Origin of the sequence: Streptococcus sanguinis, from assembly GCF_050223295.1 — a bacterium.
GTDB lineage: Bacteria > Bacillota > Bacilli > Lactobacillales > Streptococcaceae > Streptococcus > Streptococcus sanguinis_X.
On record NZ_CP071424.1, the window covers coordinates 2,328,519 to 2,350,146 of the forward strand.

Annotated in this window: 21 protein-coding genes and 1 pseudogene; 7 read left to right on the forward strand and 15 right to left on the reverse strand. The window is 44.1% G+C overall.

Features of this window, described 5'->3' with window-relative positions:
• Positions 1 to 36 precede the first annotated feature (36 nt).
• From dltD to J1C77_RS11585, 5 genes are read right to left on the reverse strand one after another with little or no spacing between them, the layout of a single operon-like run.
• Positions 37 to 1,305, reverse strand: a complete 1,269-nt coding sequence (dltD, locus tag J1C77_RS11565; RefSeq protein ID WP_002922875.1) for a D-alanyl-lipoteichoic acid biosynthesis protein DltD — start codon at positions 1,303 to 1,305, stop codon at positions 37 to 39.
• A complete protein-coding gene (dltC, locus tag J1C77_RS11570) occupies positions 1,298 to 1,537 on the reverse strand; it encodes a D-alanine--poly(phosphoribitol) ligase subunit DltC (RefSeq protein ID WP_002894204.1) in 240 nt (79 codons plus the stop codon). Before dltC ends, dltD begins: the two co-directional genes overlap by 8 nt.
• Before the next feature lie 19 nt (positions 1,538 to 1,556).
• Positions 1,557 to 2,801 carry a D-alanyl-lipoteichoic acid biosynthesis protein DltB gene (gene dltB / locus J1C77_RS11575; RefSeq protein WP_002922874.1) on the reverse strand — a complete coding sequence of 415 codons (1,245 nt, stop codon included), beginning with the start codon at positions 2,799 to 2,801 and terminating at the stop codon, positions 1,557 to 1,559.
• Positions 2,798 to 4,348, reverse strand: coding sequence for a D-alanine--poly(phosphoribitol) ligase subunit DltA (dltA, locus tag J1C77_RS11580; protein ID WP_002922873.1), 1,551 nt, complete (start codon positions 4,346 to 4,348; stop codon positions 2,798 to 2,800). Before dltA ends, dltB begins: the two co-directional genes overlap by 4 nt.
• A gap of 19 nt (positions 4,349 to 4,367) precedes the next feature.
• Positions 4,368 to 4,499 (reverse strand): teichoic acid D-Ala incorporation-associated protein DltX, encoded by a 132-nt coding sequence (locus J1C77_RS11585; RefSeq protein WP_002894209.1) that lies wholly within the window; start codon positions 4,497 to 4,499, stop codon positions 4,368 to 4,370.
• A gap of 258 nt (positions 4,500 to 4,757) precedes the next feature.
• Here J1C77_RS11585 and J1C77_RS11590 point away from each other — a divergent pair, with 258 nt between their 5' ends.
• The 5 genes from J1C77_RS11590 to J1C77_RS11610 all read left to right on the forward strand — a co-directional run bounded on the left by J1C77_RS11590 (position 4,758) and on the right by J1C77_RS11610 (position 8,475).
• Positions 4,758 to 5,096: a PadR family transcriptional regulator gene (locus J1C77_RS11590; protein WP_002899377.1), complete on the forward strand. Its 339-nt coding sequence runs from the start codon at positions 4,758 to 4,760 to the stop codon at positions 5,094 to 5,096.
• Positions 5,071 to 5,670, forward strand: coding sequence for a DUF1700 domain-containing protein (locus tag J1C77_RS11595; RefSeq protein WP_002907577.1), 600 nt, complete (start codon positions 5,071 to 5,073; stop codon positions 5,668 to 5,670). The genes J1C77_RS11590 and J1C77_RS11595 overlap by 26 nt, the downstream gene beginning before the upstream one ends.
• A complete protein-coding gene (locus J1C77_RS11600; RefSeq protein ID WP_002907579.1) occupies positions 5,663 to 6,730 on the forward strand; it encodes a DUF4097 family beta strand repeat-containing protein in 1,068 nt (355 codons plus the stop codon). Before J1C77_RS11595 ends, J1C77_RS11600 begins: the two co-directional genes overlap by 8 nt.
• A 145-nt stretch (positions 6,731 to 6,875) precedes the next feature.
• Complete coding sequence (locus J1C77_RS11605) at positions 6,876 to 7,829, forward strand: S66 family peptidase (protein ID WP_002922870.1); 954 nt, start codon at positions 6,876 to 6,878, stop codon at positions 7,827 to 7,829.
• A complete protein-coding gene (locus tag J1C77_RS11610) occupies positions 7,822 to 8,475 on the forward strand; it encodes an HAD family hydrolase (protein ID WP_002922869.1) in 654 nt (217 codons plus the stop codon). Before J1C77_RS11605 ends, J1C77_RS11610 begins: the two co-directional genes overlap by 8 nt.
• Before the next feature lie 83 nt (positions 8,476 to 8,558).
• Here the strand turns inward: J1C77_RS11610 and J1C77_RS11615 are convergent, their stop codons facing one another.
• The 3 genes from J1C77_RS11615 to J1C77_RS11625 form a co-directional block, all read right to left on the reverse strand.
• A complete protein-coding gene (locus tag J1C77_RS11615) occupies positions 8,559 to 9,818 on the reverse strand; it encodes a carbohydrate-binding domain-containing protein (protein ID WP_427195103.1) in 1,260 nt (419 codons plus the stop codon).
• Positions 9,819 to 9,837: 19 nt separating this feature from the next.
• On the reverse strand, positions 9,838 to 10,551 hold the full coding sequence (locus tag J1C77_RS11620) for a polyphosphate polymerase domain-containing protein (RefSeq protein WP_002922867.1): 714 nt from the start codon (positions 10,549 to 10,551) through the stop codon (positions 9,838 to 9,840).
• 189 nt (positions 10,552 to 10,740) lie between these two features.
• A complete protein-coding gene (locus J1C77_RS11625) occupies positions 10,741 to 13,164 on the reverse strand; it encodes a YhgE/Pip domain-containing protein (RefSeq protein WP_002922866.1) in 2,424 nt (807 codons plus the stop codon).
• Between the two features lie 237 nt (positions 13,165 to 13,401).
• Between J1C77_RS11625 and J1C77_RS11630 the strand changes: the two are divergent.
• Together J1C77_RS11630 and J1C77_RS11635 are read left to right on the forward strand one after the other, a co-directional pair.
• Positions 13,402 to 13,793 (forward strand): annotated as a pseudogene (locus tag J1C77_RS11630) (DUF4947 domain-containing protein).
• Between the two features lie 232 nt (positions 13,794 to 14,025).
• Positions 14,026 to 14,556, forward strand: a complete 531-nt coding sequence (locus J1C77_RS11635; protein ID WP_002899570.1) for a TetR/AcrR family transcriptional regulator — start codon at positions 14,026 to 14,028, stop codon at positions 14,554 to 14,556.
• A 103-nt stretch (positions 14,557 to 14,659) separates the two neighbouring features.
• Here J1C77_RS11635 and J1C77_RS11640 read toward each other — a convergent pair whose 3' ends face one another.
• The 7 genes from J1C77_RS11640 to J1C77_RS11670 form a co-directional block, all read right to left on the reverse strand.
• Positions 14,660 to 15,604, reverse strand: coding sequence for a 3-oxoacyl-[acyl-carrier-protein] synthase III C-terminal domain-containing protein (locus J1C77_RS11640; protein ID WP_002894224.1), 945 nt, complete (start codon positions 15,602 to 15,604; stop codon positions 14,660 to 14,662).
• Positions 15,605 to 15,704: 100 nt separating this feature from the next.
• The gene (locus J1C77_RS11645; protein ID WP_002922864.1) at positions 15,705 to 16,964 is read right to left on the reverse strand and encodes a F390 synthetase-related protein; all 1,260 of its coding nucleotides are present in this window, start codon (positions 16,962 to 16,964) and stop codon (positions 15,705 to 15,707) included.
• Entirely contained in the window at positions 16,933 to 17,760 is an 828-nt protein-coding gene (locus J1C77_RS11650) for an MBL fold metallo-hydrolase (protein ID WP_002922863.1), read from the reverse strand. Before J1C77_RS11650 ends, J1C77_RS11645 begins: the two co-directional genes overlap by 32 nt.
• Positions 17,735 to 18,766, reverse strand: a complete 1,032-nt coding sequence (locus tag J1C77_RS11655; RefSeq protein WP_002922862.1) for an NAD-dependent epimerase/dehydratase family protein — start codon at positions 18,764 to 18,766, stop codon at positions 17,735 to 17,737. Before J1C77_RS11655 ends, J1C77_RS11650 begins: the two co-directional genes overlap by 26 nt.
• A 241-nt stretch (positions 18,767 to 19,007) precedes the next feature.
• A complete protein-coding gene (gene rpsD, locus J1C77_RS11660; protein WP_002899562.1) occupies positions 19,008 to 19,619 on the reverse strand; it encodes a 30S ribosomal protein S4 in 612 nt (203 codons plus the stop codon).
• Positions 19,620 to 19,882: 263 nt separating this feature from the next.
• Positions 19,883 to 20,605, reverse strand: coding sequence for an ABC transporter ATP-binding protein (locus J1C77_RS11665; RefSeq protein ID WP_002922858.1), 723 nt, complete (start codon positions 20,603 to 20,605; stop codon positions 19,883 to 19,885).
• The gene (locus J1C77_RS11670; RefSeq protein WP_042763095.1) at positions 20,605 to 21,603 is read right to left on the reverse strand and encodes an ABC transporter substrate-binding protein; all 999 of its coding nucleotides are present in this window, start codon (positions 21,601 to 21,603) and stop codon (positions 20,605 to 20,607) included. Before J1C77_RS11670 ends, J1C77_RS11665 begins: the two co-directional genes overlap by 1 nt.
• Positions 21,604 to 21,628: the final 25 nt, after the last annotated feature.

Here is a 21,628-nt window from a genome sequence, read left to right on the forward strand (position 1 = left end):
CCTCCTTTATAAAAATAAGGCTGGAAAGTCCCAACCTTATTTGAATTCTTCTGGTTTGCCAGTATACTGAGACCATTCCTTAGTGAAGAAGCGGTCATTGATCTGGTAGTTTGGCGCCGGCTGTGGATTGGCTACAAAAGGATCAACAGCCTTGTCAAAGGCCAGCCAGCCATTCCAGCCCATGTGGATAGTGTCCTGCATGAAGTAAGGCTTGTCGCCATCTTTAGAAAAGTCAGCAATGTTGGTAAAACCCTGACTTTCCAGCTGGTAGCGAATCTTAGCCACCGTCCGCTGGTACATTTCAGGACTGAGTCCTGTATACTCCATCCACTTAGAATTGACCGGTGGAATGATGAAGATGACATTGGTCTTTGACTTGGCAAACTGATCCAAAACCAGCTGCAAGTCATTGTACTCAGGGGATTTTTCATAAGATTGCTTGGTCTGAAAACCTCTGAGCTTGGCAACCTTGCCGGCCAGACGGGTCTTGTAAAATTGATTGTCTATGCCAAATTGATTGTTATTGGTCTTCTTCTTGGCTTCTGCTGTGGAAATCTCTTCCAAAGCCTGATAGGAGAAGGTGTCTGGCAAATCAGCCATATAAGGCAAAATTCGCTGGTCATAATTTTCATTATTAAGGGCAGCAAAGTTGCTAAAAAAGGCATCTTGGCGCTCATTAAGATGAGCCATCATCTCAATATGACGCTCTTCAAAGCTGCTCAGCTTTTTCCCTTTAGACAGCTTCTGCACGCTCTCTGCCATAGCAACATCTGGATAGAGCTGAAGGAGGCGCTGGGCTGCATATTGCGCCGCCGCATCTCCCTGCTGCTGAGACAGATAAGCCGTCAGCTGATCACTGTTGAAGTACTGCTGAAAGGCCGAAGCATCATAGCCAGTCTTGGTAAACCACTGGGGCGACACTACATAGACCGCCGTTTGCCCCTCCAACTCAGAGGACATCTGCTGCATACCAAAGTACTGATTAAATGATGCTGCCCCGCGCTGGCCTAGAAAATAAGGCCGATAGGAGCGGTCGTATTTCTCAGCAAGGACCGCCGGATGCATACTATCAAAGCGCAGCCACTCACTTGACCCAAAGAAGGGCACAAAGCGCATCTTCTTATCGGTCAAGGCTGTCACCTTCTTGCTGCGGCTCTTGAAGTTTTCTGCTGTCAGGGTCACTGCCGAGCGCTTCTCTGCTTCTATATCATGCTTTTTATCAAGCGGATAGAAGAAAAAGAGCAGGGCAACCATGGCCATGGCGCAGAAAACCGGCCCCAGAATCAGCCAGAGTCGTTTAAGCATTGCGAAGCTCCGTTACGCCTTCAACGATTTTATTGGCTGTGTTCCAGTCATCGCGGCCAAACTCTGACACTGGCACGCGGATATCAAAACGGTTTTCCAGCTCAACAATCAGCTCAACCGTTCCCATACTGTCTAGGACACCAGCGTCAAACAAATCCTCGTCCATCATGTCTGACACATCTTCCATAAATAGTTCTTCAATAATTTCAATTACTTCTGCTTTTATATCCATTTTTCTTCCTCATTCATTTTTATTTTTTAAACCAAAGCTCATTTAAAAATCCAGAAAAGATTAAAAATGAGAACATGACTGCGTGAAAGGTCACCACAATCCCCAAAGCTTGAGTCCATTTATTGTCTGGCAGAGGCGGAAGCCCCTTAGCCTTGCGCTCTTTGTTTAGAGTTTTCTTCTTGCGCAGCCAGGCATCATTGACGACTAGCCCGGCTCCATGAAAGAGACCATAAGCGATATAGTACCAGGTCACACCATGCCAGAAGCCCATTATCAGCATGTTGATCAGATAGGCCACACTGGAGGTCGTGTTGCGGTTTTTAAAGACCTTATTGCGCATCAGGACCATGACCAACCGCATAAAGACAAAGTCACGGAACCAAAAGGACAGACTCATGTGCCAGCGATTCCAAAATTCTTTCAAATCGCGTGAGAGAAAAGGCTTATCAAAGTTGATAGGGCTCTTGATTCCCATGAGATTGGAAATAGCTAGCGCAAACATCGAATAACCGGCAAAGTCAAAGAAGAGATCCAGACCAAAGACATACATAACGCCCAGAGTTCCTAGATTAAAGAAACCGCCGGTATAGAGAGCGTAGGTCTTGACATGACCCAGCAGCAGGTGTCCAAAGATATGGGCTAGGATAAACTTATAAAGGAAGCCTAGCATGATATACTTGACAGACTGCTCCAGCATATCCAGCAGCTCATCGCGCTTGGGAATGTTCAAATAGTCTTCATTGAAACGCTTGAAACGATCAATAGGACCGCTCGAAAAGGTCGGCATGAAGAGCAGGAAACGCAGGAACTCCCAGAGCGTGAATTCTGTCAGAACTCCATCGCGCATCTCAATCATCATCCCTACCGAGCGAAAGGTCAGATAGGAAATCCCCAAAAAGCCAAAGAGAGACTGATGACCGCTGATTGCGGGCTCTACCTTAACAAGCACAAGCGGCAGAACCGCTAGCAAGGTATGCAGATAAAAGATCCACTTGCTGTCCCGCGACTCGCGATAGAGCTTGTATGAATAAACCCAGACTATCTGCCAAATGACATAGCCCAGCAGAGCACAAAGTTGGGCCAGACTAGGACCTGTCAGCATCAGGACGATAAAGACCAAGCTGACCAAGGCTTCATAAAGGGGAAAGCGTTTCTTAAAGAAAAGTCCGACAAAGATTGGCAGAACTGCCAGAACGATATAGACAAAGTAAACTGGATTGCCGTAGGGTTCCAAGTGAGGCAGCTGTTTCAAGAAATCCATCATCGCTTATTGACCTCGCTAATCAGTCCCTTAATGTCAATCTTGCCATTCGGGGTCAGAGGCAGGGTCTCTCGATAGAGGAACTTGGACGGCATCATGTAGGACATCATGATATCCTGCAGATCTTCCTTGATTGCCTTGGTAATATCGATTTCTCGCTCAAACTGCTCAGCCACACCGTCTTTGAGAATGACATAGGCCAACAGATTTTGAACCTTGTGGTCCTTATTGTAGCGGGGCACAGCCACCGCAGACTCAACGTATTTCGATTTGTTCAGGTTCTGAGACACATCCTCCAGCTCAATACGGAAACCATTAAACTTAATCTGGAAGTCCATCCGGCCGCCGTAAAGCAGCAGGCCTTCATCTGTCATCGATCCGACATCTCCTGTATGATAGGCTGGCAGACCTTCAAATTCAAAGAAGGCCTCCGCTGTCTTCTCAGGATTATTCAGATAGCCTTTGGATACAGCTGGGCCGCAGACGATGATTTCTCCTTGCTGGCCATTCAGTACTTTCCGCCCTTCTTCGTCAATGACAAAGGTCGGAGAGTCCGCCTTGGTATAGCCAATCGGCAGGCGCTTGCAATTTTGCAGCATCTCGTCTGTCACTGCTACCGCAGACAGGGCCACTGTTGCCTCAGTCGGACCGTAAGCATTGATAATGCGAGCTTGAGGGAATCGATCGCGAAGCTTCTGAGCTGTCTTGACCGTCAACTCCTCGCCGTCAAAGTAGAAATGCGTCAGCTGAGGCAGCTTCTGGCTGTTAAAGTCATCCGACAGCAAGGCCATATCCGCGAAGGAAGGCGTCGAAGTCCAGATAGCAATAGGCAGACTGAGAATCGTCTCAAACAGCTGCTTGAAATCCTGAGTCACTGCCGAAGGTAGGGCAAAGAGAGTCCCTCCCAAGGCTAAAGTCGGCGCCCAATACATGACCGACAAATCAAAAGAATAAGGCGGCTGAGCCAACATTTGAGGACGCTCTGGAGTCGCAAACTCCTTATCAGTAATCATCCAATTCGTAAAGCTGAGCAGATTATTATGGGAAATCTGCACTCCCTTAGGCTTGCCAGTCGTTCCCGATGTGAAAATGATGTAATAGTTATCATCTCCCTGCACCGGATGGCTAAGCTCATAGGGCGCTCCCTCTCTGAAGGCTGTCTGAACTTGCTCCGCACTAAAAATAGGAGCTGCCACATCTACCAGCGGAAAATCATTGATGGCAATAATCAAGCTTGGCTCAGCAACTTCCACAATCGCTGCCACGCGCTCCAAGGCTGAATGGCTGTCGATAGGAATGTAGGCATGACCAGACTTGGTCAAGGCCACAAAGGTAGCCAGCATCTCGTATTCCTGACCGCCAAAGACCACAACCGGAGACTTGTCAGGAAGCCCCAGACGGTCAATCTGAGCCGCCAACGAATCGGAATCCTTCTTTAAGTCGCCATAAGTATGAACTTGACCTAAAATATCATAGACCGGAAAATCCGGCTGCACCTGAGCAAAATGCTCAATCGCTTCAATCATATCATGTATCACTTTATTTGACATTATTTCCTACTCTCTCACATTAAAATTCATTATAGATAAAGCCACCCTGACCCTGACCTAGATAGCTAAAGAAATAAAGCAAGGCCAGAAAGATAACAAAATATAGTAGGGTTTGGCCCAAAAATTTATATAGGGTTTGATGTTTTTTCATTGATCTCTCTTATATTTTTAGTTAGACTTACACCATTTTACCATTTTATGGAAGATGTTTTCAACACAAAAGCTAAGGAAGATGTAAAGTTCTTGTAAGGAAGAAAGGTACTTTGATGTTCCTTATAAACAGCCATTAAAAGACTTTTTAAAAAAATATATAAAAATTTTATATATTTTGCTTGACTTTTTCCCTAAGAGGTTGTAGACTATATATAGAAAGATTATATATAAATATTTTACACAAGGAGGTGGTCCTATGTCTTTCCCCACATCATCGGCTTTGATTGAGTTTCTCATCTTAGCCATCCTTGAAAAAGACGATTCCTACGGTTATGAAATCAGCCAGACAATCAAGCTGATTGCCAATATCAAAGAATCAACACTTTACCCTATTCTGAAGAAGCTGGAGCAAAATGACTGCCTCACGACTTATTCGCAGGAGTACCAAGGACGAAAACGAAAATACTATTCACTCACTGCCTACGGGCATGAACATTTACTCACTCTAAAAGAAGAGTGGCAAACTTATACCATGACCATCAGCGGTATCATAGAAGGGAGCATCCGTCATGACAAGAACCGAGTATCTAGCTGATCTAGAAAAATATCTGAAAAAACTGCCACGCAAGGACTACCAGGAAGCTATGGATTACTTCACTGAGTACTTCGACGAGGTAGGCCCAGAGGGCGAGGCGGCTGCTATTGCTGAGCTTGGTAGCCCTAAGGAAGCGGCCCACGAGATTATGTTGAATCTTTTGGACAAAAAAGTCGAGGAAGATAATCAAGACAGCAGTTCCTCAAAAAACACTAAGAACATCGTCCAGATTGCTATCCTATCCATTTTGGCAGCACCTTTGGCTATTCCGCTCTTTATAGTAGCAGCACTTTTGACTTTCGTTTTCTTCCTCTTCGTCTTTATCTTTGCTCTAGTCATGGCTATAGGTGCCTTTGCCTTCTTTATCTTCGGAATCAGCCTGATCTGGGACACTTTGACAGTGGGACTGACAACATCGATCCCGGCCTTCCTGTTCACTCTGGGGCTCAGTGTTCTAGCTCTGGGACTGTCCGGCATCTTCTACGCAGGCATTTCTCCTGTTACTCAGTTTGGCAAGGCTGGCTTTGTCAAACTAGCTCAACTTTTCGCAAAGAAGGGAGCACGTCATGGCTAACATCAAATTGAAAAAACCTCTTTTATCCGCAGCTATTTTAGCCTGCCTCTTTGGTGGAGCCCTGACAACTATCGGCTCCATTACAGGCGGTGTCAACGACTTGATCAATTCTGCCAAAAGCAAGGTAAAACTAACGAAAAAAGAAGAAAGTTTCTCTGATCTTTCTTCCCTAAATATTAATTTAGCAGCTAGAAACCTCGTCATCAGCGAATCTCCTAATGACAAGGCTCACTTGACCTATTACCAAAGAGACGGCAACTATCAGATTGGCGGCAGCATGCTTGGAAAAATAACAACAAGTTCTGAAAATGGAAACTTAAACATCAAGGAAGATGGTGCAGACTCCTTCCACATAAGCACTGACATCCGCTCCTTCCACATAAGCACTGGCATCCGCTCCTTACTCAGCTTATTTGACCAAGAATCTCAGGAGAAGCGTACTGTGGAGCTTTCCCTGCCCAAGGGGACCAAGCTTGAGACATTCAGCGGCAGTTCGTCATTAGGAGATGTTACGCTGTCCAATCTATCAGCCAAAAATGCTGACTTCTCTCTATCTCAGGGCTCGTTGACTGTGAATGATGGCCAATTCGCATCTGGTAAATTTAAGAACTCTCTGGGAGAGATTACCATCAATAACAGTCAGATTAGCTCTGGAAAAATCATTGATTCTTCGGGTACCATCACTCTGAGCAACAGCCAGTTCGCATCTGGCGAAATATCAAACTCTCTGGGAGAGGTCAATCTAAACTCGAGCAAAATCTCCGACAGCACTCTGAAAATCTCAAGCGGCTCACTGAACTCTGAACAGTTGGAATTAGCTGGTACAATCTCTATCACTAATCAACTGGGCGATATTAATCTGCATCTGGTTTCTGGCAGTTTGTCGCAGCTATCCTTTGATCTGAAAACGGATCTAGGTGAAATTGACATCCCTAGTAGTATAAGTGTAGAGCACTCCAAAGGCCATGAACTTGGCGGCTCTGCCATCCGTAAAGTCGAAAATCCGACAACTACACTTACTGCCAGCGTCGAAAGCGGTAGCATTAAGCTCAGCGAATAAATCATAGAAAAGAATATATACAATCAGGGAGTCTTCAGCGGCTCCCTTTTTTTGATAAAAATTCCCGCACTGCCCTAAGATTGCTTTACAGGCCTTGGCCTTTGTGCTATGATATTCTATAAAAATTTATCATAAGGAGGTCCCTATGAAAAAACTCACACCTGGTATGCACATTCGGGTCGTTAGCCCCTCAGCGTCAATCGAACACATCGGTGGCTTTGAGGCCAATCTAGCCGCCAAGGAGCGCTTGGAAAAACTAGGATTTACCGTGTCTTTTTCGGAGCATTATCTAGAAAATGATATGCTAGACTCTGCCTCCATCGAAAGCCGGGTGGCAGACATCCATGCTGCCTTCGCAGATGAGTCCGTTGATGCTATTCTGGCCACTATCGGCGGTTTCAACTGCAATGAGCTCCTGCCCTATCTGGACTTTGAGTTGATTGCTAGAAATCCTAAGATTTTCTGCGGCTACTCAGACACAACAGCCTTGCTCAGCGCTATTTATAGCAAGACCGGCATGAAAACCTACATGGGACCGTCCTACTCTAGCTTTAAGATGGATGCCTTGCAGGACTATCAGACTGAGAGCTGGCTCAAGGCCGTCAGCCAGACTTCTTATGAATTGACTCCTAGTGAAAAATGGGGCGACAATGCTTGGTATCTGCCCGATGCCCCACTAACCTTCCATGAAACGAAGTGGAAAGTTTATCATCACGGACAAGCCCAAGCCACTGTTATCGGCGGTAATCTTTCCACCTTCTCGCTCCTACGTGGTACGCCCTATGCCCCAACAGATGAAAACTATGTCCTCTTTGTTGAAGAGGCGGAGGAAGATCATTATGTGGAGTTTGAGCGCAATTTAGCTGCCCTCCTTCAGGCCTATCCTAACCCGCAGGCCCTTCTCATCGGCCGCTTTCCAAAAGAATGTCAGATGACAGAGGAACTGCTCCTCTATATCTTGGATAAACATCCTATTCTAAAGACAATTCCTGTCCTCTATGACTTGGACTTTGCTCATACTCAGCCACTCTTTACCATTACCATCGGTGCTCAAGTGACGGTGGATACGGAGAAGATGTTGATTAAGATAGATGAGTAAGACATATCATAATTATTGTGGAGGTAGTAAAATGTCAGCTCATAAATGGTTATTTTTTGACATTGGCTCTACTTTGATTGATGAAAAAGAAGCCTATCAAGATAGAATTAGGAGAGCAATTACAGGGACAAATATTAACTACGATATTTTTTATGCTCGTATGGTTGAACTGTTTAAAGAAGGCAAAAAGGGAGACTTGGAGACAATAAAAGAATTTAACTTAGAACGCCCCATTTGGAACTCTAATTTGGAGAAATTATACCCAGATGCCCAAGTGGTCTTAAAAGAATTGCACAACCGATATAAAATCGGAATCATCGCCAACCAACTACCTGGCCTAAAAGAACGTTTGAAAAAAATGGGACTATATCAATGGATTGATTTAGTTGTCTCTTCTGCAGAGTTCGGACTTTCCAAGCCTTCCCCTGCCATTTTCACTTTAGCTTTAGAGAAAGCTCATTGCCTTGCTCAACAAGCTGTTATGATTGGTGATCGAATAGACAATGATATCATACCTGCTAAAGCACTAGGAATGACAACTATCTGGTTAAAACAAGGTTTTAGTGCTTATTACCAACCCCAACGACTAGAAGAAAAACCTGATTTCACTATAGAAAATTTATCGTCTCTCTTAAGTCTTCTATAAAAGATTACTTTGCAGAAACATAGCTGCATCCCCGTCTTTTTCATAAATTAATAAGGCAGTTCAATTTGAACTGCCTTATTTTCTTATCGTCCACCAAAACCTCCTTGGCCGCCTGGGGCACCGCCGCCACCAGGTCCACCAGCGCCAGGTCCGTCTGCTGTGATTTCTGTTCGGCTCTCACCATTGACCGTGATGGTACCACCAGTGTAGGTAGCTGTTCCGTCAAAGTCAAAGGCAGATACCGTAGAAGTAATATCCAAGTTTCCTCCTGACATAATGACATCGCCGTTAGAGTCGATAGCATCGGTATCGCCTTCACCGACCTCGACCTTGATATCGCCACCGGTAATCTTGATAAAGATATCAGCTCCAGTTACATCACTAGCTGCATTGATACCATCATCCGTCGCATAAAGGTCCAGCTTGCCGCCGTTAATGGTGACATTGGTTCCCTCCAGAGCTTCTACACTCTTAGAAACTGTAATCGTTCCACCATCAATCAAAGCAATATTGCTAGCGTGTAGACCATCATCACCTGCATTAATCGTGATAGTGCCGGACTGAATATAGAGATTTCCCAGAGAAGTATCTTCATCATTGTCCGCGTGGATAGCATCTTCTGTCGCTGTGATATCGATAGTAGCGTCCTTGATATTAATGGCTGAAGCTGCAGACAGACCATTCTTAGCTGCCTTGAGCGTATAAGTGCCACCTGTCACCCGCAAGGTCTGCTCAGACTTAATCGCTGTTTCATACTTGCCGTCAACTGTCAGACTTCCAGAGCCATTGAGAGTCAGATCAGAGTTACTATAGATAGCTGCATCTGCATCCGTATTACTGTGATTTGATGAGTCTGAGATGGTGTTTTGGCTGCCGTCAGCCAGAGTCAGGCTTGTTTTACCCGCATTTTCTACTAGGATAGCTGCATCTGTCCCGCTCATGGTTACGCCATTTAGGACGATTTGAACCTTGTCGCTATCACCTGCTTTGACAACAATCTGCACATTTTCGCTCGTTCCGGAAATAACATAAGTCCCAGCTTCTGAGATTGTCACGGTAGAGCCGGAGACACTAGCGCCGTCACCAGATGTCTTAGCACTAGAGCCACCCAAGCTGATAGTCGTCGCCTTAGACTCATCATAAGAAGCGTCTGAGTCTTCTGAAGCAAAGTAATCAGAAGTATTGGTCTTGGTCTGACTGGTGCTTGTAGCATTAGCAGCCTGAGTGCTGCTTGAAGCTGTAGAGCTGCTAGCGTTTGAGCTGCAGGCTCCCAGCACTGCTGTCATCAAGACCAGTGGAATCATCAATTTAATTTTTTTAAGGGTTGATTTTGATTGTTTCATTTTTCTTTTCCTATCTATTTTATTTGCTGCTGATACAGTTTGCCTTTTTATAAGCAAAGCCGTATTTCGAGAAAGAGCTTGGAGACAGTTGGTAGCGTTCCATGATCTCGCTCAGCCATAGCGGACAAGCTTCTGGAATCTTAACTTCCATAATGACTTGATTGGCTGGCAGGAGGTAATCTCCATGGCGACCAGCCAAGAGACTCAGATCATAAGGACGGTAGGTCAGGTCGTGATCAAAGGTAATCCGAATCCGCTCATCCTCAATCTCCTTCATCGAATAACGATTATAGCCGATATACATCATAGGCTGAATATGGCCACAATGCTGGGTCAGCCAGGCCATTTCCTTATCTATCTGAAGGTCATTCAGCTGACTATAATCACCGTCCAGATAGGCTTCCGCTGTCAGCAAATCTGCTGCAATCCGGCGTTTGGTGACCAGATTCTCCGTCTTTTTCTTAATTTCCAAAAAGACTTGACTATCCTCAGCCGGATGCTCTTGATAGGTTCGCAAGCGAACTTTCTCATCAAAGCAAGGATTTTCCAAAGACTCACGAATGAGCTGATAAGACGGCGTATCGTAGTAGAGATTGTTAATGGTCGAATAAGCTCGCTCATCCTCCACCAGATAGCCTTCAAACTCTAGCAATAAATCCAGCAAGGTTTCCTTGGAAATGATGTATTTGGTTTCAAAGCGCTGAAAATGATGTTGAAAAATTTTTTCTGCCATGGGCTTCTCACCTCTCTATCTTTCTTGAATGTAATGCAATTTTAAAGATGAAAACTTAAAAGAAAGATAAAGAAAACTTAAAGAAAACAAAACATCTCCCTTTTCAGGAGATGTTGATGAGAGAAAAAATAAACGAATTACAGATAGACTTTTCATCTACATTTTTACACATTCATAAAAGTACGAACCCTAAGCTAGCTGTTTTTTATCTGTTCGATAGACCAGAGTGCCAAGTGCCATGAAAAGAACTAAAACAAAAGCAAGGAAGAGCACTTGACTACCAATTTGGCCGTTCATAGAAATCGTTTGGCGTAAGCCCGATACAGAATAGCTCATTGGTAGCCAAGGGTTGATAACTTGGAAAATCTTACTAGTCAGCTCCAGCGGATAGGTTCCTGCACTAGAAGCCAGCTGTAAAAGCAAGAGAATCAGAGAAGCAAAGGCACCGAGCTTGCTATCCCAAGTAACCAAAGCCGTCACAAGAGCCATAAAGGTCATGCTGGCTAGGACAATCAAACCAAGGGTTGCCCACTCATGGTTAGCAGATAAGCCTATCAAGTGCACAGCACCATAGACCAAAACACCCGCCACGACAGAAATGACTCCATTTACCTCTATACGGGCCTTCAGCCAGTCTCGTCTCGTCTTAGGTTCTTGACCTGATGGAAGTGTGCTAAAGATGATATTGGTTGAAATAGCTGCCACAAATAAAGCTACTGAAATCATATAAGGCGCCATACCAATGCCGTTTTTCTCTACCTTGTTCTCATCTGTCTTGCTCAGTGTCAGAGGATCTGCTAGAGTTTTTGCATTGTCGTCCTTGGTTGAAACAGATGACAATTTATCGCCTGCATCCGTGAGACCATTGGACAAATCACTTGTTCCCTCAGTAAGTTTGGAGAGATTATCTGTTAAAGCACTGCTGCCATCAGCCAGCTTTTCTGTACCGCTCGCTAATTGATTGGTTCCATCTGCTAATTTCTCGAAACTAGAGGTCAATTCTGGCGATTTATCTGTTAATTGGGCTGCCCCGTTTGCTAATTTTGTTGTATTTGCTAGCAAATCAGGATTCTTACTTGCCAAAGCTGATGTCCCCTCAGATAGCTGACCGACTGCATTGGTATAGCTTGTCACCCCTTGTTCCAATTGTGTCGCGCCAGTCGTTAATTTTTCATTTAAGGTATCTACACCTGCGACTAGTTGATTAGCTCCTCCGCTTGCTGAACCGAGGCCAGTACTCACCGTTGATAATCCATTATAAAGGCCATTGATCATGCTAGATGCCTGTGGCAGAACTTGATTTGATGCACCTTCTAATTGACTAAATTTTGTATGACTAGCGCCTTTTATCGTTTCAAGAGAAGCCTTCATTGTATCAACTTCTGATAAAATTATCTGAGCAGATTGGTCACTGCCCGCTTGACTAGCACCGACTGCTGCGTCAATCTCAGCCTTAGCCTCACTAGAAAGTCCTTGATAAGCACTGGTACCTTGGACACTTGCCAAAGCTGTGGCCTTGGCATCCTGATTGTTATTGATAATGTCTTGAGCGGATGCTGCTATGCTAGTCAGTGAACCTTCAATGCTGTCTGTCGATACTGCTGAGTCACTTGCTGCAGCTTGAATACTAGCATTCAACTGTGTCAAACCATTTGCTAAATCACTCACATTTTGCTGGTTGTTAGCTAAGGTGGTATCTACCGATGACTTTAATGTAGCCAAGCCAGTATTCAGATTCGTTACACCTGTTGATAAGGCCTGAACTCCATCTCCTGACTGAGTAAGCTGTTGGACTCCACCCAATAAGTCTGCTGATCGACCCGACAGCTGATTTGCACCTGCGGCCACAGTACTTACACCATTAGCATAAGTGTTTATCCCATTTGACAAACTACCCAGTCCAGACGATACTTGTGCAACACTCCCAGTATAAGTCTGTAGTCCTGTGTTAAATTGAGCTGCACCGGACGATAATTTGCTCGTAGCTTGATTCAGAGTTCTTAAGTTATCTGCAATTGTCTGACTGCCTGAACCTAGTTGTTGGCTGCCAGATGCTAATTGCTGAGCACCATTGGATGCCTTCACCAAGCCAGTTTTTAGATCTCCCATATTCTTAAATAAGGCGCTTGTATAAGTATCCGTCACATTTTGCGCCACCGTCTGCTTCAAAGAAGTCATGGCTGAATCACTCATCTTACCAGCAATAAAACTGTGGCCGCTAGACGTTTGATAGTCAATCTTCATTTGCTGAGGATTATCGGTCAAAATACTGGCTGCACGTTCAGATAAATCACTTGGAAGCGTCACAACCATGTAGTAATCACCCTTTTCCAGACCATTTTGAGCATCTTCTTTACTGACGAAGTGAAAATCCAGATTTTTATTTTCCTTGAGGCTGGAAACAACATCGTCGCCTATAGACAAGGTCTTACCACTAGCAGTTACAGCTTTATCCTGATTGACGACCGCTACCGGTAAGTCTGATACCTTTCCATATGGATCCCACATGGAGCTTAAGAAAATAACGTTATACAAGGCAGGAATCAAAGAGACCCCTAACATCACAATGATAAAAGCCGGCTTTTTTAAAATAGCTTTCCATTCTCTTAACATGTCTACCTCCTAAAATTATACACAGTGTCCAAATTTCGATAAAATTGATTATACACCAATCGAAAATTATTACAAGTTTATTTTTTAAAAAATGGACACCATGTCCAATTTTGTTTAAAAAGATTGCAAGGAAGCGGAATAAGTTAGTTCTACTGTATTCAAGCTTTCAATCATGTAGATAAAAATTTTTTCCACTGGTAGGTACACAGGAAATCAGTATTATGTTAGAATGATAAGATTTATGCGACTGGCAATGCCAAGGTTTATTACCAATCCTATGAATCTGGCGATTTTGAAGCTCAAATTCCTCAATTTAAAGGATATACTCAAGAAAAAGTCAAAAGTATTTTGGGAGAACCAGAGAAAGTAAGCACTGATCTCGCATCTGAAAGCAAAGCACTTGAAGAAAAGAATTAGAAAATCTTAAAAGACTGATTCAGGAGCAAAAAATAAGTACCGAACAAGCGCGTGCCTTTTTAGCAGGTGTAGTTGATATTTCTCAAGCATCAAGGTTGCAAAACACCTATACAATTTACTCTTATAAAAATGAACAGATTTCTATTATCTTCTCACAGGAAGGCGAGCTACTTTATGTCACTCCTGACCCTGACTACCTCTACTTCAAATAATGTTCATAACAAAAGCCGAGACTTTACTTTAAGCCTCGGCTTTATTATTTTACCAGTCGACTAAGCCTAATCAGATAAAATTTTGACTATCTATGCTTAATTCCGGAATTTAACTCTTTTCCACTGGAAAAACATTTGATATAATAGTACACGGAGAAAAAGAAAAAGTAGTTTGCTATGATGGCTATTCGCTTGAAGAGCAGACTGAGGCTTAGCCTCAAAGGGAGATTTTATGTTAGAAAGCAATAAACGCCGAAAAACCAAGGCTATTATTGAAAGAGCCATGGTTTCACTACTGCATAAGCAGTCCTTCGACCATATCACTACTGTCCAGCTAGCTCAAGCTGCTGGCATCAGCCGTAGTAGTTTTTATACTCACTACAAGGACAAGTACGACATGATTGAACGTTATCAGCAAAACCTCTTTCATCAGTTGGGATACATTTTTGAGAATAATCAAGAAGATATTCAAACTGCGATTACAGAGGTCTTTCAGTTCCTCCAGCTAGAGCCACTCTTGGCTGCTCTTTTGACAGAAAACGGCACGAAAGAGATCCAAAATTTCCTGCGCCATAAGCTGCAGGTGATGCTGGCGGATAGTCTGCAGGACCGTTTTAGTAGACGTGTTTACAATCATTTTGAAAAAGAATACAGCAGGGTTTTTCTCGCCAACGCCTTCTTTGGTGTCTGCCAAATGTGGATTGCCAGAGGAAAAAAAGAAAGTCCTGAACAAATAGCAGAATTTCTTTTGAAAATGCTGTAAGAAGCTGTTGGAACCCAATGGGTTCTGGCTCTTCTGATATTTTGAAAAATTAAACAGGGTGTACAAAACCTCTTTTGGTTCTGTACACCCTATTTTTATTGCATTATAGTTTCATAGCCAGCATATTGACCGTCATACCAGCTGCTGTTCCCATCAGAGCGATGGTGTCCCCTTCCTTGACTAGATTGCGCTCCAGAGCATAGCAGAGAGAAAAAGGCACTGCCACTGACACCATATTCCCATAGTCTTGCACAATATTAAGGTATTTATCATCAGGAATGCCCAAGCTGCGCATGACCATTGGCAGGGCACGACTAGCCTGATGCGGAATGATATAATCCAAGTCAGACAGGCTGAGACCACTCTTTTCCTTAAACTCTTTAAACATTTCCGGAATTTTTCTGGCAGAGAGCAAGAGAATCTTCTTACCATTCATGTCAAACATGTAGTGAGTCTTGGTAGCATCCGAATACTCCTTAGGCTGGAATGATGTCAAACCACCACGAATCTCTGTATCGTGAGCCCCCTCGGACCAGGTTCGCTGCAGACTGGAGATGACCCCTCTTTCTTCCTCTGTTGCTTCAAAAATCAAAGCAGCCGCCCCGTCACTGAATAACTCAAAACTTTCCTTCTGATTGGGATTGAGACCCAAACTTCCAACCTCACTGGACACGATGAGGATTCTATGATACTCACCAGCCTCCAACAAATGAGACATGAGACTCAAAGCCGAGATAAAGCTGGTGCAAGTCGTATTGATATCCATGGCTGGAATGGACAAGCCCTTGGCTACCAACTCATGAATCAGGGCCGCTGTACAAGGAATAGGCTGGACACCCACCGCACTGGCTGACACGATACAATCGATGTCTTTGATTGTCAAGCCCGCTTGCTCTAGGGCTTTTTCAATCGCCTTAACCGCCATGGAAAGCTGGGTTTCTTCATTTTCCACCACTCGATAACGGGTCTGATCCTTAAAAGTCACAGTATTTCTAGGTAGATGCGTACCATAACCAACAATCTTTATATGATTCTTTACTGCTGTCATATTAAACTCCTTCTTGTCAGACTTGGGGCTGCTCGGCAACTAGGTAAACTGCCAAAGCGCTTGAGCCACCAATTCATCTGTTTTCCAAATTGGGGCATTCTTAAGCCCGATAGATGCGTTTCAACTTACGGCTTCTGTCCCGCTGGTAATCTTCAAAAGAAATAGCCGACATAAGAAAGCCCTTATCAGTCGCTAAGTTTTGAAACTGCTGGACAATCTCGTCTTCTCGCTGCTGACTGCGATGTTCGATAGCAATGGTCAGAGAACGATCCTTTTTCTGAGCGACTTGATATTCTCCAATCCCATCAACTAAGAGCAGACAACGGCGGATAAAGTCTGGAAAGACCTCCACCGACTGACCTGCAGCATTTTCAAAAATGAAAATATCATCCGAGCGCCCCTCAATCCTATCAATCCTTGTAAAGACCGAACCGCAGGGACAAGGTTCAGGATTTTCCACCAAGATATCATTCAGCTCATATTGAAAAATTGGCTGAGAAGTCCGCTTAAAATCCGTAATAATTGGGTAAAAGCGCCTATCATCCAAGTAGTGCTTATCTACATGGACAATGTCTTCGTTTAGATGAAGATTCCCATGGAAACAAGTGCAAGCTAGAAAGCCCTCGGTCGCTTGGTAAACCTGATCCACCTTTTTTAGACCAAATCCTTCTTGAATCCTCTGCCGATCTTGCTCTTCCAAAATTTCTGCCACTGATACGACTTTGCTAGGAGCAATTTTCAAATTCCCTACCTGGACTTGTTTAGCCAACTCCAAGAGCATTGACGCTGGTGCCACCAAAATTGTTGGCTGGTAAGCATTCAAGCGCTCTAAGTGCTCTTCAGCTCCCTGAAAAGTATCAAAATATTCCAGAGAAATCAAGCCTGAATTGACAGTCTGATAGAGCTGGTTGTCTGCCCGAAGAAAGAAGGCGATTTTGTGCCCAAAGAGTTTGCCTTTAGGCAGCATCTTGGCCAAGATGGCTGCCGCCCACATACTGCGCTCCTTTTCAGTGGTAACAAATAAACCTCGGTGACCAGATGTCCCAGAAGACAGGCCGACAGCAATTTCTCCTATCATGGGACTGAAATCACGTGTCCGCTCACTCTCTAGGGCCAAAGCTAGCAACTCATCACGATCCAGTCCCTGAGTATTGAGCTCATTGAAATGCTCCATCATGAAGGCCTTATTCATCTTAAAATCTGCTGGAATACCTGATTTAAAATAAGGTGATTCCTGCTGCAGAAATTCCCGATAGGCTGCTAAAGCCTTGATTTGATAGCATTCCAAGGCCTGTCGATCCTTAAATCGATACCCCCAGCGCATGACGCTAAAGGTTTTTAGAAATGTTCCTAGTTTCATACAAAATCTGCTCCGCTCTCTCAGCCGGATCATGACTGACTAGCACCTGATAGCCAACAGCAAGCAACTGCCGAAGCAAGGCCACACCGGCCATGTATTCTTCCTTGCTATCTTGGATCAGTGACGGCAAGAAACGCATCTGCTCCGTATACGGCAACAGATCCACGCCCCAGCACAAATCAGCCCCGATAAACAGATGATAATCAGGTAAAAAGAGACAAGCTTGACCAGCAGCATGTCCATCAACTGAAGCCAGATATATGCTGCCATCCCCAAACAAGTCAACTGTCTTGCGATATAGGAATGCTGCTTGGACCTGCTGAGGTTCCACTACTTCCAACCGACTCTCAAAATCCTGCGGAAGAAATTCCTTGAAAATCAAATCCTTAAGCTTGGCATGCTGATACGTTTTGAAAACGGTCTTGGTCAGAATGAAGCGGGCCTTGGGAAAGAAAGCGGCTCCGCCGATGTGATCTGGATGCAAGTGCGACAAGATGACATAAGAAATATCTTCTGGTGCAATTCCTTTTTGCTCAAGTAGCCGGTCTACACGCTCCTCTTCTGACATATCAATAGGTGTTCCCAGACCATAAAGCCAGTATTTGAAATTGGGCTTCAGAATAGCTGGAGAATAGCCGGTGTCATAGAGAATATAGCCTTTCTCACGATGCTTCAAGAGGAAAACACCAGCTGGAAAAATCATTTTTTTCTTGGCAACTCCCTTAAACATCTGCTGCAAGTGACTGCTGCAGCGCCCAGGCTGAAGATACTCAATTTTCTCGATAATGTTGGACATATTTTGCAATCCCTTCACTGATTGTCAACTTGGGTTGATAGCCCAAATCCCTTACCGCTGCTGATATATCCAGCGTTTGACTGTAACGCATTAAGTAATAAGTGTAAAGAGTCAGAGGTGGCTCTTTTTCAATGTTAAAAAAGCGATAAAAGCTTTCAAATCCTTGTGCCAGAAGACATAGAAAAGCAGCAGGTAACTTAATATAACGTTTACGAACTTGTAAACCATCTAAAGTTTCATCGAGCATATCCTTGAAACTACGGGATTCTCCGTTGGTAATGTTGTAAACTTGTCCTTGCGCTTCTGGCATTTCCAAAGCCAGTCGAACAGCAAAGGCCACATTTTCCACACAGGTCATGTCCATCATTTGCTGGCCATTTCTGATGAGTGGAATTGCCAATTTTTGGCTCAAGCGCAGAATCCTAGGAAAGATACTGGTATCTCCAATACCAAAAAGCCCTCTAGGACGCAAGATAACCGATGGAACTTGAGGATAACTTCCGACAATCCGCTCAGCCATGAGCTTGCTTTTGATATAGAAATTCAGCTCATTCTCCTGAGGAGCAGCCTCTTCTTTGATAGCGAGTTGATCACGCGCCGCAGCATAAACACTTGGGGAGGAAATATAGACCAGTCTTTGCACTCCAAAATGTCGGCAAGCTTCCATAACCAGCTTGGTTCCTACTACATTAGTCTGATAAAACTGCTCCCAGGGTCCCCAAATCGTTGAAAGAGCACCAGCATGCACCACTGCATCCACTCCTTCGCAGGCTGCAAAAATTTCTTCTTCTCTGGTAAAATCACCAGCAAAAAACTCTACTAAAGGACCCTCTAACTGCCGACCAGCCTTCAGATTACGACCAAAAGCCCGCACCTGATAGCCTTGTTCAGCTAGCTCTTCTACAACATACTTTCCTAGAAAGCCAGTCGCACCTGTCACTAGAACCTTCATCGCTACTCCTTTCATACAATTTTCTGTTTCTGTCTTGTCCCCATTATACACCATTTCAGCAAATCTTCCGTAAAAAAGCTGGAAAAAATCTTTACAGAGTGTCTCACCTGATTGGATAGGAGCAGAAAGAAATCAGATAATTTTCCAAAACAAAGGTCTCCTTTTCCTTGCTCTTAGTTATAAAAAATTGAGCAAACTCAAGCTTTCGTCAACCTTTTTAGTTAAAATCAGCTTTATTAGTTCACTGAGAATATTAAAAAAGAAGCCGGGAAACCGACTTCAGAACAAATACAAATTAAAGCATTTTGTTGTAGAATTCAACGATAAGTGCTTCGTTGATTTCTGGGTTGATTTCATCGCGCTCTGGAAGGCGAGTCAATGAACCTTCTAATTTTTCAGCATCGAATGATACGAATGCTGGACGTCCAAGAGTTGCTTCAACAGCTTCAAGGATTGCAGGCACTTTTAATGATTTCTCACGAACTGAGATTACTTGACCTGGAGTTACGCGGTATGATGGGATATCAACACGTTTGCCGTCAACAAGGATGTGACCGTGGTTTACGAATTGACGAGCTTGACGACGAGTAGTCGCAAGACCAAGACGGTAAACAACGTTATCCAAGCGACGCTCCAAGAGAAGCATGAAGTTGAAACCAAGGATTCCTTCTTTGATTTTTGAAGCTTGAACAAACAAGTTACGGAATTGTTTTTCACCTACACCGTAAGTGAAACGAAGTTTTTGTTTTTCAGCCAATTGTAAACCGTATTCTGACAATTTGCTGCGGTTGTTTGGTCCATGTTGACCAGGTACATAGTTACGGCGAGCCAATTCTTTACCTGTACCAGTAAGAGAAAGACCCAAACGACGAGCTTGTTTCCAAGATGGTCCTGTATAACGTGACATAAAAATGTCCTCCTGTAAAATATTTTTGAGGAAATAGTCACTTAGAAAGCCCTGATTCGTGCAGAACATTTTCGCCCAAACAGCTAAGGCTACTTTTTATAGCTGATGTTCTGTTGACGAGCTCCATGCTTTCCTGCTGCTATTTCACACAAAGGCTATTGTACCATGAATTAAGTCAAAAGTAAAGGGGCTCATCCAAAAAATCAAGCCAAAAGGCTTGATTAAAGTTGTTTCTTTAAAGCAAAGGAATTCAGGCAGTTACTTCACACTCCTAAAATCCTCAAAATCTCCTGCTTGTATCGCAGCTTCTGCAATTCCTTATCCTCACTGTCTGACCAAGTCAGTTGGAGATCTGCAACGACTTCCCCAGGCCGATCTTTCAGAATATAGATATGGTCGCTGAGAGCCAGAGCTTCCTCGATGCTATGAGTAATGAGAAGAGTCGTCAGACCCAGCCTACGATGAATATCCAGATACCAAGCGTGCAGCTCCATCTTGGTCAACTCATCCAGAGCACTAAAGGCCTCGTCTAGAAGAAATAGCTTGTGACCGAACATATAGGTCCGCAGCAGAGCCACGCGCTGCCGCATCCCCCCGCTCAGCTCATGTGGATACTTGTCTGCCACATCAAAGAGCCCGAACTCCTTCAAAATCTGACTTGCCTGCTCCGTCGCTTCCTTTTTGGATACTTTTCGGATTAGCAGGGGCAAGATGACATTGCCCAGCACCGTCTTGTGCTCCAGCAGCAAGTCTTTCTGCAGCATATAACTCACCCGGCCCTTGGGATTTTCCTGCCCATCTAGGACAATCCTGCCCGACTGGACCTCCAAAATCCCAGCAATTAGATTAAAGAGGGTCGTTTTCCCGACTCCACTAGGCCCCAAAATTGCTACGACCTGGCCTGCTTCTACCTGTAGGCTGATATCTTTCAAAATCTGCTGCTCATCATAAGCATAGCTTACATTTTCAAGTTTAATTTCTGTCATTATTTTATATAATCGTTGCTAAATCCCTTGTCACTCAAGTCATTGTCCACGATCCCCTTATCCTTGGCCCATTTGTAAAAGGCATTCCAGCGGCTAGCCTCAAACTGACCCCACTTGTCCTTATCTGATGCATATTGCTCGGACAAATATTTTTGAGAAGCCAAGACAAAGTCACGCTTGTTTTTCAACTCTGGCGCATGCTTGATTAAAATATCCGCTGCTTCTTCAGGGTGCTCCATGGCATATTGATAACCCTTCTTAATAGCCTGCAGGACCTTTTTCGCCTCGTCCGGATTCTTCTTGAGATAGTCATTATTAGCAATGATGACAGGAGAATAATAGTCAAACTCCTTGACATAGTCCTTCATATAAAAGAAATTAGTGTCCATGCCCTGAGTCTCTGCCATGATGCCGTCCCAGCCATGATAAATCCAAGCTGCATCAAACAAGCCATTTTCAATCGGAGTAATAGAGTTGGAATCGTTGTTAGGAACCTTTTCTACCTCATCAAACTGACCTCCTTGGCTTTCAACCAAAGTTTTGAGCATGCCTAGCTCCACCGGATCATTCCAGGTACCATATTTCTTCCCAGCCAGATCCTTAGGACTTTTAATACCAGCCGACTTCTTGGAAATAATGCCCGAAGTATTATGCTCTACAATAGCCGCAACAGCTGTGATTTCTGCGCCCTTATCCAGTTTTTTGGCCATAGAGTCCTGGAAGTAAATACCAAAAGGCGCCTTACCGTTGATAATCAAATCCGAACTGCTATCTTCAGGCGGCAACTTGATATCCACATCCACGCCTGCTTCCTTGAAGTAGCCCTTTTCTTGAGCTACATAAAGGCCGGTATGGTTGGTGTTAGGTGACCAGTCTAGGATAAAATCAATCTTTTTACCCTTGCTCTCAGATGTAGATTTCGACTGGTTGCAGGCCGCTAGGCCAACAATTGACACAGCAGCCAAACCTGCCAACAAGACTTTATAACTTTTTTTCATCATTATCCTCTTTTCTTTATTTGGA

Coding starts and splice junctions, on each gene's coding strand:
- J1C77_RS11640 (WP_002894224.1), bottom strand. CDS start 15,604: ATGACAGCAGTAAAGAATCATATAAAGATTGTTGGTTATGGTACGCAT.
- dltC (WP_002894204.1), bottom strand. CDS start 1,537: ATGGATATAAAAGCAGAAGTAATTGAAATTATTGAAGAACTATTTATG.
- J1C77_RS11625 (WP_002922866.1), bottom strand. CDS start 13,164: ATGTTAAGAGAATGGAAAGCTATTTTAAAAAAGCCGGCTTTTATCATT.
- J1C77_RS11610 (WP_002922869.1), top strand. CDS start 7,822: ATGAGTAAGACATATCATAATTATTGTGGAGGTAGTAAAATGTCAGCT.
- dltA (WP_002922873.1), bottom strand. CDS start 4,348: ATGTCAAATAAAGTGATACATGATATGATTGAAGCGATTGAGCATTTT.
- J1C77_RS11605 (WP_002922870.1), top strand. CDS start 6,876: ATGAAAAAACTCACACCTGGTATGCACATTCGGGTCGTTAGCCCCTCA.
- J1C77_RS11585 (WP_002894209.1), bottom strand. CDS start 4,499: ATGAAAAAACATCAAACCCTATATAAATTTTTGGGCCAAACCCTACTA.
- J1C77_RS11600 (WP_002907579.1), top strand. CDS start 5,663: ATGGCTAACATCAAATTGAAAAAACCTCTTTTATCCGCAGCTATTTTA.
- J1C77_RS11590 (WP_002899377.1), top strand. CDS start 4,758: ATGTCTTTCCCCACATCATCGGCTTTGATTGAGTTTCTCATCTTAGCC.
- J1C77_RS11635 (WP_002899570.1), top strand. CDS start 14,026: ATGTTAGAAAGCAATAAACGCCGAAAAACCAAGGCTATTATTGAAAGA.
- dltB (WP_002922874.1), bottom strand. CDS start 2,801: ATGATGGATTTCTTGAAACAGCTGCCTCACTTGGAACCCTACGGCAAT.
- J1C77_RS11645 (WP_002922864.1), bottom strand. CDS start 16,964: ATGAAACTAGGAACATTTCTAAAAACCTTTAGCGTCATGCGCTGGGGG.
- J1C77_RS11620 (WP_002922867.1), bottom strand. CDS start 10,551: ATGGCAGAAAAAATTTTTCAACATCATTTTCAGCGCTTTGAAACCAAA.
- J1C77_RS11655 (WP_002922862.1), bottom strand. CDS start 18,766: ATGGTGTATAATGGGGACAAGACAGAAACAGAAAATTGTATGAAAGGA.
- J1C77_RS11615 (WP_427195103.1), bottom strand. CDS start 9,818: ATGAAACAATCAAAATCAACCCTTAAAAAAATTAAATTGATGATTCCA.
- J1C77_RS11595 (WP_002907577.1), top strand. CDS start 5,071: ATGACAAGAACCGAGTATCTAGCTGATCTAGAAAAATATCTGAAAAAA.
- rpsD (WP_002899562.1), bottom strand. CDS start 19,619: ATGTCACGTTATACAGGACCATCTTGGAAACAAGCTCGTCGTTTGGGT.
- dltD (WP_002922875.1), bottom strand. CDS start 1,305: ATGCTTAAACGACTCTGGCTGATTCTGGGGCCGGTTTTCTGCGCCATG.
- J1C77_RS11650 (WP_002922863.1), bottom strand. CDS start 17,760: ATGTCCAACATTATCGAGAAAATTGAGTATCTTCAGCCTGGGCGCTGC.
- J1C77_RS11670 (WP_042763095.1), bottom strand. CDS start 21,603: ATGAAAAAAAGTTATAAAGTCTTGTTGGCAGGTTTGGCTGCTGTGTCA.
- J1C77_RS11665 (WP_002922858.1), bottom strand. CDS start 20,605: ATGACAGAAATTAAACTTGAAAATGTAAGCTATGCTTATGATGAGCAG.